This window comes from Limnohabitans sp. TEGF004 (assembly GCF_027924965.1).
Lineage (GTDB): Bacteria > Pseudomonadota > Gammaproteobacteria > Burkholderiales > Burkholderiaceae_C > Limnohabitans.
In genome coordinates this window covers 1,312,655-1,327,991 of the sequence record NZ_AP027056.1, presented here as the reverse complement: position 1 = coordinate 1,327,991, position 15,337 = coordinate 1,312,655, and the positions used below count along the sequence as shown (strand labels likewise).

1 protein-coding gene (only partly in view) is annotated in these 15,337 nt (G+C 58.5%); it reads left to right on the top strand.

Going from position 1 to position 15,337, the window contains the following annotated elements; all coding sequences use genetic code 11:
* Window positions 1-15,337 carry the 3' end of an Ig-like domain-containing protein gene (locus LINBF2_RS06335; protein WP_281887573.1) on the top strand. 16,475 nt of this gene lie to the left of the window's left edge, so the window shows 15,337 of its 31,812 coding nt (coding positions 16,476-31,812); its start codon lies off the left edge, out of view; it ends in the stop codon at window positions 15,335-15,337.

Below are 15,337 nucleotides of genomic sequence, written 5' to 3'. Positions count from 1 at the left end.
CAGCTTTGTCACCAGCAGCAGCAATGGCTTCACGGTCGATGCCAGTTCGTTGGCCTCAGCGACTAACTACAACGCGCTGGAAGACAGCTTGAGCAAGCTCACCATCCAAGGCGTGGGCGATGTCAACGGCGATGGTTACCAAGACTTCGCGCTTGGCAATAGCTTTGCGGGCTATGGTCGCGTCAGCTTGGTGTTTGGCGGCGCGGACGCCACCAACCTCAACCTCAGTGCCATGGGCAGCCGAGGCGTCAACTTCCTGTCTGACGGCACCAACAAAACCAACATCGGTTCGGACATCGCCAAAGTGGGCGACATCAACTCCGACGGCTTTGACGACATCGTGCTGGGCGGCCCCACGCTCACGGGCATCACCTTGAATAACGTGACCGACTACAGCGGTGCCAGCTTCGTGGTGTTTGGCAAGGATGAAGGCTGGGCGGCCAACACCACCGTGGTCTATCACAACAACGACAGCTTTGCACCGGTGCTCTACAACACAGACAGTGGCACAGGTCAAGCGGTCAACCCCAGAGACAACCAAACCGGTGTCTCCACCGCCAACAACTTGGTCATGCGATTTGACGAAGTCGTCACCGCAGGTGCCTCGCGCGCGGCGCAAGCCTATGTGTTGCTTTACAAATCTGACGGCACGCTGGTCGAGAAATTTGACGTCTTCACAGGGCAGGGCAGCAGCGGCGGTACCATGTTCCTGAGCGGGGCACAAATTGATATCAACCCGTTCAAGAATCTTTCAGGCAGCACCAACTATTACCTGAAGGTGGACCCCCTCGCGTTCAAAGATTTGTCTGGCAATTACTTTGCGGGCATTGACAGCAGCACGGCGATCAACTTCACCACAGCGGCGGCACCTGCTACTGATGCGGTAGCTCCCACGCAAACGGGTTGGAGCTTCACGGTGTATGCCTATGACCATTACGGTGACTACTACTGGACTGGCACCAACTACGACTACGGCACTCAAAATAACGTTTACCCCTCGGTCAGCCGTTCAGATTATTGGTTGGACGCCACGCAGATTGGCTACGTGCCCACCGCACCGATTCAATCGGCGTACAGCAGCGACAACGATGCAACGCTGTTCAACCTCAACATCACGCTGAGCGAAGCCGTCAAGCCCTATGGCCATGTGCTGCTGCAACAACAAACCAGTTTCACACCTGAGACGGCCACCGTCACCTTTCAAGATTTGGGTCAAGGTAAAAAAGTTACCTTGGCAGGCTTCACTTTCACAGCGCCTTCGGGCGGTGCCACAGCTGCCGAAGTCGCGGCCGCGTTTGCCAGTTTGGCAAATGGCGCAGTCGGCGTTGCGAACCAAGAAACCTCAGGCACGCTGTCGGGTTACACCACTGGCACCGTGGTCAATCACCCCGCCGTGGGTTCGGCACCGTCCTACGTCACCGTCACCTTCACCAGCACTAAAGCGTTTGGTGATGATGTGACGGATTTGACGGATGCTGGCAACGGCACTACGCCAGTCGTGATCGACGTCACACAAAGTACGAAGAGCTTTGTCACCACCGAATCGTTTGATTTGCAAACAGGTCTGAGTGACCAAGGTGGTGTGATTTCCTCGCAGGCCAATACCGTCACCAACTACAACAGCTTGACGCTGAGCTTGGGAACGACATTCAAAGCCAGTACGCAGTACCGCATCGTCTTGGACGAGCTACAAGATGCGGCGGGCAACCAGATTGGCAGTGTCGATGCACAGGGTAACTTTTTGCCCAAATCGACCACGTTTGTCACCACGACAGACACGGTGGCCCCCAATCTGTACAACTGGAACACCACAGGCGTGGGCTATTCCCCCACCAGCTTGGGTGCGAGTTTCTACAACACGCAAACCAGCGTGTCGGTCACACGTGATGTGAGCTTCGTCTCGCCTGAAACCCTCAAGTTAGGGACGGGGGGCTTCATCCTGTTGCAGGTCAAAGGCAACACCCTCAACACGTTGGCCAATGTCACTGCAGGCAACAACACCTTGGACAACACCAAAGTGGTGGAGCGTTTTGATGTCAGCACCGCCGTCGCACAAGCCGATGGCAGCTACACCATCACAGGTCAGCACTGGAGTGCTACTGCCAACAGCGGTGCAGGTGGCTGGGTCAACGGCACGGGCGTTTTGACGCTGGACAACAAAAACATCACCATCAACCCCGAAAAAGCTTTGGGCTACAACGCCAGCTATGAGGTGATCTTGCAGCCCTACACCGATGCACAGTCGGTGGTCCATCAACCCATGATGGACATCAATGGCAATGTGGCCACAGGCTTGAGCACTCCCAACAGCTCGATTTACTTCAGCACTTACACCAACCTCATCACCGTGTCTGGTGGCAATGCGGTGGACAACGCCACCACCGTGGGCTTGAACGACAACTTGGTGTTGACCTTCTGCGAAAACATGAAGGCGGGCACCGACAACACCACCTTGAAGCTGTTCCTCAAACAAGACGGCACCGGCACCTTGTTTGAAACCTTCACCATCAATGCCAACACCAACACGGCTGTGGGCAACTACGGCGGTGTCGTGACCTTCAGTGGTAACAAAGTCATCTTGAACCCTGGCTTGGCGCTCGACCGCGCCGCCGATTACTACATCACGGTGGATGCAGGCGCCATCAAGGGCGCTGAATCGAACGTGGCCTTCAGTGCCACGAACATGGGCAACATCAGTTCGCCGTTTTACTTCACCACCGAAGCCGCAGCACAAATCGACCCGGGTTACCAGCTGTCAGGCACTGCCCAAAGCCCAGATTTCGACTACAACGCGGGCGCTTGGGCTGGCCAAATGGCAGGCATGCAGGTCGAAGCCGCCGGCGACGTCGACGGCGATGGTGTGATGGACTACATCTTTGGTTCGTCCAACTACGTCTACGACCCCTCTATTCCCGATGACCCCAACTTGGTGGGGACAGACCATGTGGCCAAAGGCTTGTTCTATTTGGTGTTCGGTCAGGCCGGGCAATGGACGGATTTGACAACCCTCGATCAGCTTGAAATTGCAGGCCGTGTGGTGGCGTTCTACGGCACGTCCATCAACCAGTTGATTCGTGCCACCGAGTTCGGTGACCTGAACCACGATGGCTACAACGACCTGATCCTCACAGCCGGTGGTCAAAACCCGGTTGTGGGCGACAACACCGCCAGCGACACCGCCGACACAGACAGTGGTGCCTTGTTCGTGGTGTACGGCAAAGACCGCGCCGACTGGGACCCGATGATGAGCGTCGACAACTTGGGTGACGACGGTTTGATCATCACAGGTGGTTTGCCGCAAGACCAGTATGGCTTCTCGGTGGCTGCCGGTGACTTCAACAACGACGGCTTCGTCGACATCTTGTCGGGCATGCCCACCAACCAGCGCGATGGCTACAGCTCGGGCGAGGCCTTCATCATCAATGGGGGTGATTTCACCGATTCGTTGATGCAAACCGGCACCTCAGGCAACGACTTGTTGATTGGTGACTTCAATGCCAACCGATTGGCTGGCGGCTTAGGCAACGACACCATCCACAGCTTGGGCGGCGCGGACATCATCCGTGGTGGCGGTGGCAACGATGTGTTGTCAATCTCCAAACTCGATTTCATCTTGATCGACGGTGGCACTGGCACGGACACTTTGCAGCTCAAGGGCCACGGCATGGACTTGGACATGACGGGCTTTGCAGGCTCTAGCTTGCGTAGCTTTGAAACCATCGACCTCACAGGCGACGGTGAAAACCACCTGACCCTGAACTACCGCGAAGTGGTGCTCTTGCTGGAACGCCAGATGACCACCGCTTACGGCACTTACACCGAATTCACCATCAAGGGCAGCAACCAGAGCTCGGTCACGCTTGAAGGCCCATGGGCCGTGATGGAAACAGTCACTGACGCGAACAGTGTGACGTGGGTGCGTTACGCCCTTGAGGGTATTTACGTCAAAGTGCAATCTGCGGTCACTGTGGACTTGGTGGACTGGGTGATTCCTTTCCAAGGTGCCACCATCGACTTCGCGCAGACCACCAACGCGGTCAGTGTCAACCTGTCAAGCGACACGGTGTTGGGCGCCAACGGCACAGACACCGTGCTTGCCTCAACAGCGATGGATGTGTCGCGCACGGTCAACACCTTGACCTCGATTGAAGCGGCTCAAGCGGGCAACGGCCATGATCTGATGGTCGGTAGCCGTCATGCCGATACGTTCCTCACTGGCTCTGGCAACGACACCGTACGTGCAGGGGCGGGCGGTGACACCGTGTGGGCTGGCGCTGGCAATGATTCGGTGTTGGGCGACAGTGCCAACTACGATGCCACCGCCGGTGGCCAAAACTGGGCCGATGTCTTGTCTGGTGAATCAGGCAGTGACACCTTGCAGGGCGCCAGCGGCAACGATGTGTTGCAAGGCGGCACCGGCGCTGACACCTTGTACGGCGGTCTCAACACCGTGTCTGTGGTGGGTTCTGGCAACGACGTGCTGGATGGCGGCACAGGCAATGACACCTTGTACGGCTCGGATGGCAATGACACCCTGTTGGGTGGCGATGGCGCAGACTCGCTTTGGGGTGGCGATGGCGCCGACTCCTTGGTCGGCGGCGCAGGCAACGACACCCTCAAAGGTGAGGCCGGTGACGATGCATTGGTCTACGACGCCAACGACCAAATCGACGGCGGCGATGGTTACGACACCCTGCGCATGGCCGATGAAGTGCGCGACCTCAGCAACAGCACGGCGGTGAGCAAAATTGAAGCGATCGATCTGCGCGGCAATGGCGCACAGTGGTTGCGCCTTGGCTCTGCCACGCTCAATGCGATGACGCTCAACGGCGCCACGCTGAACGCCTTGACCATCCATGGCGATGTGGGTGACACCTTGCTGCTGGGCGGCACGGTGGTCTGGCAACAAGCGGGCAATGTCAGCCTCAATGGCGTGCGCTACAAAGCTGCTGAAATTTACGACAGCACCACCCTCAAAGCTGTGGTGCTGGTCAGCAGCAATGTGGAGGTGGTGCTCGACGCCACAGCGCCTAGCTACGCAGGTGCGTATCTTGGCGGCAGTGCAGTTGTTGAGCCCTACACCACGCCTTTCACCATGGCCAACGAAACCGTGGCTGGCCAAGGTGGTGACGACCATCTGTACCAATCCCTCGGCAATGAAACCTTGGATGGCAGCGATGGTGTCGACACGCTCGACTTCGCCACCCAAACCGGCAACGTGTATGTGAATCAAAGCGCCAGCCAATTCACGGTGCGCGGCATCACGGTGGCTGCGGGTACAGCCGTGGACGGCTTTGGCGATGTAGACACCTTGACCAGCATTGAGCACCTCATGACGGGCTCGGGCAACGATGTGGTGTATGACGGCAGCAAAGCCAGCCGCATCTTCACCCATGCGGGTGCAGACCTGATCGTGGCTGGTGACGGCAACGACACCGTAGATGCAGGCTCTGGCGCTGACACGGTTCAAGCCGGTGCCGGCAATGATTTGATTGAAGGCGGTTTAGGCCACGACAGCCTGTTGGGCGAAGCCGGCAACGATACCTTGCGCGGTGGTTCGGGCAATGACACCCTCGACGGTGGCACCGACACCGACACCTTGGACTACAGCGGCCAAACCGAAGCCGTGGTGGTCAACTTCAGCCAAGAAATTCAACGCGGTGTGGCCGCTGGCCGCGCCAGCGATGGCCAAGGTGGCACAGACACCTTGCTCAACCTCGAAGCCGTCATCGGCGGTTCGGGCGACGACGTGATGTACGGCAAATCGGGCCGCACCACCGTGTTGGTCGGCGGCGTGCGCTTCATCGCGGACGTCGCACAACTCACCGACTTGGCTGCCAACCCGACTTTGGTCATCGTGTCTCAGGGCACGACCACGGCTGCGGCCAAGATCACGGTGGGTGGTATTGCTTTCACGGCCGATGGCAAATTTGCCACCAACTTGAGCTCCAGCTCAGTTCTGTCCGGCATCAACAATGCCGCTACAGGCGGTGTCATGACCCTTGATGGTGGCCTTGGTTCCGACATTTTGGTGTCGGGCAGTGGCGGCGACAGCTTGGTCTTTGACAAAGCCGATGTGTCGATCAAAGGCGGTAATGGCACGGACACCTTGCTCATCCAAGATGCAGATGTCGACTTCACGCAAACTTGGCAAATGCCAGCAGTGTCTGGCATTGAAGTCATTCGCTTCAACACCGAGTCGCCTCAAAGCATCACCTTGGACAAAGCCGCGGTTCACCGCATGGCGGGGACTGCACGTACGCTGACAGTGGAAGGCGGTATCGAAGATGCGGTGCTGATCGATGCCGACCTGGGCAGCGCAGACACCGTCACCCATGCAGGTTACAAAACCTACACCGCCACCTACAACGGCGACAGCGTGACTGTGAAAGTGGCCACCACGATTGGCACACAAGTCGCAGGCGCACAACTGCTCAAAGGCACCCAAGCGGACAACACGCTCACGGGCAGCGGCACCACCGCCGAGGCACTTTGGGGCTATGCCGGCCACGACACCCTCAACGGCGGTGACGGTGCAGACACCTTGAACGGCGGCTCAGGCAACGACAGCTTGGTGGGTGGCCTCGGGGTCGATTCACTCGTGGGCGGCGTGGGTAACGATACCTTGGTGGGCGGCATCGAGCAAGACACCTTGCTGGCAGGTGAGGGCGATGACACCCTCGTCTGGGACGTGGCCTACAGCGACAGCAACAACAACCAAAGCGTCTCCAACGTCAGCTTGCGTGCCAAAACAGCCGACGCCTCAGTGGATGGTGGCGCGGGTTTTGACACCTTGCAAATGGGTGGCAGCAGCTTCGACTTCACACTCAGCGGCGGTACTACGGGCATCAGCAACCTAGAGCTGATCGATCTGCGTGGGCGCAACGCAAGCACCGTGGTGCTCAACCGCGAAGCCGTGGCCGCCTTGGCCGACACCAACAAGGTGTTGCGCATTGATGGCGACATGGGCGACAAGCTGGTGCTCAGCGATTGGGGCTTTTGGACCTACGCGGGCGAAGCCCAAATCAACGGCGGCGGCGCCAAGATTTACACAGCCACCTATGGCGGTTCGACCGTCACGGTGCAGTTCTCGAACAACCTGAGCTTCATTGACAAAACAACCAACCCAGCCAACACAGATTTGTTGCTCAAGGCCTTGGATGGCACAGCGTTGGTTGCCGGTACAGCTGCAGCGGGTACCGCGTCTGTGCCTCCCGCAGGCGTGACCAGTGTCACGCCCCTGACGGCACCCACCACCTATTTGAGTGGCACTGTGAGCGGCACCAACGGTGACGATGCTTTGACCTTGGGCGCACGAACCGCCGCGGTCACAGGCGGTACGGGTACCGACACCCTGACGGCGGAGTTGGCATACACAGACTTGACCGTGGCCGTCAAACCCAGCATCACGAGTGTGGAAGTTATTGAGTTGGGTGACAACGCCAGCGGCTTTGGCCATGCCTTGCGCTTGAACATGGCGCAAATCACAGCCATGACCGACACCAAGGTCTTGCGCATCGAAGGTGACTGGGGTGACACCCTAGATCTGGCCGATGGCAATTGGAAACTCAGCGCAGAGACCTTGGCCTCTGGCACTTACATCAAGTACGTGCATTACACAGACGCCAGCATGGTGGTCTATGTGGACCCCAAGGTCAAAGTGATCTATGCCTCGGCTTGGGCCAATGCCGACACCACACTCGCCACCATCACAGGGTCAGCGGTGGACGAGGTGTTCCGAGGTCATGTGACGATCAACCAAACCATCGATGGTGGCGCTGGTTCAGACACGGTGGATTACGCCAACGCGGCACCCGTCACGGCTAACTTGATCACTGGCAAAGTCAATGAGGGGTCTGCGGGTGTTCTAGACACCTTGTTGAACATCGAAAACATCATCACAGGCTCAGGCAGTGACTTGCTGATCGGCAACAGTGCCAACAACTTGCTCAACGCAGGCACCGGCAATGACAACGTTTACGGCGGCGCAGGCAACGACACGCTCATGGGCGTGGGCGGTGCCGACAAGCTGTATGCCGGCTCAGGCAGTGACTTGATTTACTTTGACACCGCAGCCAGCGTGATTGACGGTGGCGCAGATGACAAAGTGGGCCATGCGCATCGTGTGGTCATCTCGCAGGGTGCCACAGGCACGCGCACAGAAACGGCGACGGTGACTTTCACCGACATCGCGGCCAATCAAACGTTGCTGCTAGGCGGGCTAACCTTTACTGCATCCAGCACGGGTGCGAAGGCTGCAGACGTGGCCACTGCATTTGCGACAGGCACTGCTGTCACGGGCACGGGTACCTTGACGGGTGCGCTCACGGCTTTCACAGCCACCGCGGCTGGCAATGGCGTGGTGGTCTTCACCAGCAGCACCGCCACAACTGACGTGACCGATCTGGCCTTGGGCGGCTCGGTGGACGTTGATGTGCGTACCGTTGACAGCAACAGCGGTCTGATCGCCATCACGCGCGACGGCGCTACAGGCACACCGTCGACGGCTGACAGCACTACCGTGACATTTGCCGACATGGTGAGCGGTCAGTCCATCACCTTGGGCGGCTTGACATTCACTGCATCTGCCGCTGTGACGGCAGAACAAGTGGCTGGCGTGTTTGCATCGTTGGCCAACGGCGGTACCGGCGCAACTGTGACCGGCGGCGCCACCACAGACAGCCTGACAGGCTTCACATCCGCGGCAGCTGTGGGCCGCACAGTGGTCTTCACCAGCACCACAACAGGCAATGTGACAGACCTCATCACGACGAAAGACGTCAGCACAGACGTGTTGGCAGTGGCAGACCGTTACCTCGACTTCACCGCCGAAACTGGCATCACAGGCATTGAGGTGATCGACCTTCAAATCCGTGGCAGCGGTGTCAGTAACACCATCAAGCTGGATGCAGAGACGGTGGTCGCCATGACCAACGCTAACAAGACGTTACGCGTGGATGGCCAAGTGGGCGATGTGGTGATGTTCGCCAGTGGCGAAACGTGGGCTAAAACCAGCACCACACTCAACACCCTGACTTACGACGTTTACACCCACGCCTCAACAGGCGCGGTGGTTCAGGTGCAGCAAGGCATCAGCCAAGACGTGGTGCGGGGCTCGGGTAACTCTGGACAAGCATTGACAGGTGGTGCAGGCACCAGCTCTTTGTTGGACTACTCCAACTTGACAGGCAGTGTGTTTGTCAACCTCTCGGCAGACAACAATTTGTGGACGGGCAGCTCTTATGTGGCAGCGGCGACAGCGCAGCGCTCAGACAGTGGCACACAGACAGACACCTTGTCTGGCATCGAATGGCTCAAAACGGGCAGCGGTGCAGACCGTGTCTACATCTCAGGCGCAGACGCTAGCTGGGTCGATTTAGGCGATGGCAACGATGTCATTACCAACCGGAATACCGGCACAGGCAACGGCGCACTGACCTTGATGGGTGGTGCAGGCAGTGACAGCTTGAGCTACGGCTCCGTCACAACCAACATGACCCTGGATTTGGTGGCAGGCACCAGTGTGATGAACGGGGTGACCGATGTCATCCGCGAATTCGAAACGTTCAGCACGGGCTCTGGTGCTGACACGATTTACGACAGCAGCGATGCGCATGGCCTGTACGCAGGCGCTGGTAACGACACGATTGACGGCCAGGCCGGCAACGACATCATCGACGGTGGTGAGGGCAACGATTCCATCTTTGGTGGCGAAGGCGCCGACAGCGTGACAGGTCGCTCGGGCAACAACGCCATTTGGGGTGGCGCAGGCGCTGACGCTTTGTATGGCCAATACTCTTCATTCGACATCGTCGACAGTGGCACCAACTACATCGATGGTGGCGCTGACAACGATGTCATCTGGGGTGGTCGTGGCAATGACACCTTGCTCGGCGGCGATGGTTCTGACGTGATTCATGGGGGTGGCGATAGGTACAACTATGACTACCGCAACTCTTTGGAGTGGACTGGTTCGGGAACAGACACCATCGATGGTGGTGCTGGCAACGACACCTTGTATGGCAATGACGGCAATGACTTGATCATTGGTGGAACCGGTGATGACCGCATGGGGGCTTACATCACCTCCGATTACATCAACGATTACACCTACGACACCTACTACTATGAGGCAGGTAACGACACCCTGCAAGGCGGTGATGGCACCGACACCATCATGGGTGGTTTGGGTGACGATTTGCTCTACGGTGGTGATGGCAATGACGTGTTGGGCAGTAATTTGCACGAACATGGCAGCGACACCTTTGTGGGCGGCCTGGGCAATGACACGATTTACGGTGGTGACTACGCCAGCGTGTCGGTCGATAGCTACGCCGGCTATTACTACGGCCGTGTGCTTGGCGGCGTCGACACCCTCGACTACAGCGCCTCCACCTATTCCGTGCAAGTCAACTTGGACGATGAAGCGCACAGCATTGCGGGCGCCAACCTGGCCGTCAACACAGCCAAGGATGGCTTGGGTGGTACCGACGCCATTTATGGCATCGAAAACGCGTATGGCGGTTTGTCCAATGACATCTTGCTGGGTTCAGCCGGGGTCAACTGGCTCAAGGGCAACGAAGGCAACGACACCTTGTGGGGCGCCGAAGGCGCCGACACGCTGGAAGGCGGCACGGGCAACGATATGTTCGTTCTTGACAGAGCCGACACCTCGGTGCTCGGCGGCGCAGGCACTGACACCTTGGTCACGCGCTATGTCAATACCGACCTGACCAACACCACCTTGTTCAGCGTCACCCTCAAAGACATCGAGGTGGTGGACCTCAGCGGGGCGCACGACATCGTGGCCAATACCGCCAACGTGGGCAGCAGCTTGGTTCTGAACCAAGCCAGCGTCTACAACATGACCACCGACGTCAGCCTCACGCACACGCTGACGATCGAGGGTGTCGCCGGTGACAGCGTGTTCTTTGCGGACCGTTCGCTCTGGACTCAGGACGCGGCCAGCTACAGTGGCTACCGAAAGCTCACATCTTCGTACACCCTGACAGGCACCACCTACAGCTTGGTGGTGATGGTGAAAGAAGATGTCAGCACCGACGTGGTTCGCGGTGTGGCCGCCACGGCTGAAACACTGGTTGGCACAGATCAGACCACCAGCAGTGCAGCCGATTTGGACAAATCGATGGTTGACTACGCCGACCGCATCGATGCGGTGCGCGTCAACTTGGGCAGCGTGCGCTACAACGGTGTGGATGCACGCACCGTGGTCAGCACTGCCACCAGCACCGTGGGTTCGGGCGTGGACGTGGACACCTTGCAAGACCTGGATGGCACGCTCAGCAAAATCGAATGGGCCAAAACGGGCTCGGGCGACGACGTGCTCATCGGCTCCAGCGTGGCCAACCGCCTGGAAGGTGGTTTGGGCAACGACTGGCTGCTGGGTGGTCTGGGCAATGACACCTTGGTGGGTGGTTTGGGCACGGACACGGCCGATTTCTCAGATGCCAGTGCAGGCGTGACGATCACACTCAATGCGGACAGCCTTGGCTCAGCGGTGTTCACTGACACCAGCAACAACGATGCGCTGTACAGCTTCGAAAACGTGCTGGGCAGTAGCTATGCCGACAGCATCACCATCAACGACAGCAGCATCGTCACCGATACCAATGCCAACTGGATTGATGGCGGCGCAGGCATTGACACCATCTTGGCGGGCGGCGGCAACGACACCCTGATTTACGACGCAGCCGATGCCACCGTGGACGGCCAAGTCGGCACCGACACTTTGGTGGTGCGCGATGCCGCGCTTGACCTTACTGCTGCAGGCGTGAGCGGCACGCAGATCAAAAACATTGAAGTGATCGAGATGCGCGGCACGCAAGGCGGCAAGCTCACCTTGAGCGTTGTGGCCGCAGCAGCCATCTCGACCACCAGCGATGCTTTGACGGTCTATGCCGATGACCAAGACGTCATCGAACTGGTGGGTACTTGGACCATGGGTGCCAACACCGTGGAAGGTGGTTTGGTCTATCACAACTGGACGGGGACATCGACTTCGCCCGCAGCGAGCGCCACCTTGAAGGTGTCTGCTGAGGCCTCCTTGCGCTTGATCGGCACAGCCAACGCCGACACCGTGACTGGCACAGCCAACACCGACCTCATTTGGGGCTTGGACGGCAATGACTCTCTCACTGCAGGTGCAGGCGACGACACCTTGGTGGGCGGCGCAGGCAACGACAGCTTGGTGGGCGGCGACGGTTTGGACACCGTCGACTACAGCGCCTCGACAGGCCCCGTCACGGTCAACTTGACGACCAATACGGCCTCTGGCGACGGCACCGACAGCTTGACCACCATTGAACGTGTGATTGCCACGGTGGGCGCCGACAGCCTGACGGGCAGCGCCAACGCCGATTGGCTCGATGGCAATGCAGGTAGCGACAGCCTCAGCGGCGCAGCGGGCGACGACCACCTCTATGGCCAAAGCGGCGAAGACACCTTGCTGGGTGGCGACGGCGCCGACGTGCTGGAGAGCGGAGCCGACAATGACTCGCTGGATGGCGGTGCGGGGGCGGATGCCTTGTATGCACAGGCAGGTAACGACACCTTGGTCTACGACGCACTGGACGGCTTGGTCGACGGTGGTGAGGGCCTAGACACCTTGTTCATCAGCGACGCCGCGGTCGATCTGGTGCGTGGCAGCCATCCCGTCATCCAAGGCATTGAAGTCTTGGACCTCACCCGTGTGGCCACCAACAACCTGACCTTCGATGTGGCCGCTGTGCGCGCCATGTCGGGAACCACCAACCAGTTGCTCATCAATGCCGATGTCACGGACACCATTGGCCTGAGCGACTACGCGGGCTGGAGCGTCAGTAGCAGCTACGACATCGGCAACGACGTGACGACCAAACAATTCACCCAAGATGGCGTGATCTTGAAGATCGTCAGCTCGGGCGACACCACTGCGGCGAATCACGACGCCACACCAGCTGTCGCTGATGTCAAAGACCTCACGCCTCAATTCCGTGTGGACACCATTGAGTTGGGCATGTCAGTAGACGCCCAAAGCAACAGCCACTTGGTGGCGGTGGGCGACGTCAACCAAGACGGCTTCATGGACTTTGCGATGCGAGACGCCGATGTGAACACCACCTCGGCTGCCTATGTGTATCGCGATCGTCGTTACTACGGCTCTCCGAACTACGTATGGACCGGCGGTACATCGTTGAGTTCTTACACCTACACCTCGGGTGACGTGTATGTGGTCTTTGGCTCTGCAGGTGGTCTGGGTAGTTTGCAAATTACGCCAAACGAAGCGCCAAGTGGCAGCACGGCTGGTTACATCAAGCTCACGTCAAACGCCTCAGCACACGAAGGTTTTGGCGGTGGTTTGGGCACTTTGGGTGACTTTGACGGAGACGGCCAATCTGACCTCATGGTCACAGCACGCGGTGCGAATTCGTACACCTACAACATTGGGGATACCTATGGCTCAGATGGCTGGTCAAGCCCTGACTCATGGACGACCTCCAGCGAAGGACGCCTGTATGTGTTTGATGGCGGCAATGCGGTGTTCACCGATCGCCTGTCCGGTAGCGTGACGCAAACCACGCTGAGCACCAACGGCACAGGCAGCATTGGTCAAGCCAATGCCTTGCCGACCACGTCAAGTGGGTATGCCTTGTACGAGGACGCTCGGTCTTACGACCCGCAGTACGCCACCGACGTACCAAACGTACAAACCACCTACACCTACAGCACCAGCGCCACCAGCGCAGATGTGGTGTACACCGGCGGTAGTAGCTACGCGTCGCTGGGTTCTGGCTGGGCCCCCGTGTCCATGGGCGACTTGAACGCCGACGGCTTTGACGACTTCATGGCTGGCGCCAATGCACAAATCTACTTTGGCCACGCCAATGTGGGCTCGGGCTTCAATGCCTCAGCCTCTGGTTTGGGAGCCGCGGTCGATTTGGGTGATGTGAGCCGTTATGCCAATGTGGGCGACATTGACGGCGATGGGTTTAACGACATGATGGTGTCGCTCTCGGACGCGACCAATTACGTCGTGTACGGTGGCGCCAACGCAGCCAACTGGGTGACACCAGCCAGCTGGGCCAGCGGCACAGGCAGCAGCACCGCACCACGCATGACCAAGGTGGTTTCTGAGACGGGCATCGTGCTCAATGGCACATATTCGTCACTGGGGGATATCAACGGTGACGGCTTTGATGATCTGTTGCTCTCAGCCAATGGCAACTCGAATGACCCCAACGACTTCAACGCCAAGAACAACGGCGGTCTGTACGTGGTCTTTGGTCAATCAGGGCACTGGAACAACGGTGACTTGAAGCTGGCTGATTTGGCCGCCAACAAGCAGGGCTTCCGCATCACGGGTGCCGTTGACTTTGACTCTGCAGGCCAGTACAGCTGGACTGGCGTGGGCGACATGAACGGTGACGGCTTGGACGACTTCATCTTCCAAGCCCCTGGCGACAACGAATCGGGCAACGCAGGCACGACCTCGCTGGGCTCGTCTTACCTGATGTTTGGCCGTCAAGCGGGCTGGCAAGACATCAGCTTGTTGGAAATGCAGGACTACGGCATTCAGCTGCTGCGCACGGGCAATGGCTATTGGACGGCCTTGGGCGACGTGGACGGTGACGGCTACGACGACGTCAGCTTGACCAATGCCAGCACCAACATGCAGATCTTCTACGGTGACTCCTTCCTCACCGGCGACAGCAACATCGCGGTCAAACACGTCGAAGGCACGTTGGGCGAAACCTTGTTGGCCGATGCCATCAAGATCCCAAGCAACGCCAAAGGCGCGGACCGCCTGATTGGTAACGCTGGCGACGACACCTTGGTGGGCAACGGCGGTGCCGATGTGTTGCTGGGTGGCGCGGGTGACGATTTGCTCAAAGTCTCTTATGCCGACAACGACCGTGGGTCCATGATCGATTTCTTCAAGATCGATGGCGGCACGGGAATTGATACCTTGGAATTCACCGCCACAGGAACGATGGATTTCACAAGCCTACGCAACGACTTGGTCGAAAACGTCGAAATCTTCAAGCTCGGAGCAGGAAATCAGAACATCACGCTAAACCATATGGATGTGCTGTCGATCACAGGGGGGACCAATACGGCAATTGACAACTCTACCTATCAGAAAGGACATGTTCTGGTCGTCGACGGCTCAGCAGGTGACACCTTGAATCTTGTGGGCGGTTGGACTTCGACAGCAGTGGCACAAGTGAATGTGAGCGGATTTACCGGTCACAGCTTCTCGGTGTACCAGCACGGCAGTGACAACCTCTACGTCGCCATCTCCGATGGCATCGATGCGGCTTCCAGACATATCAGCTAA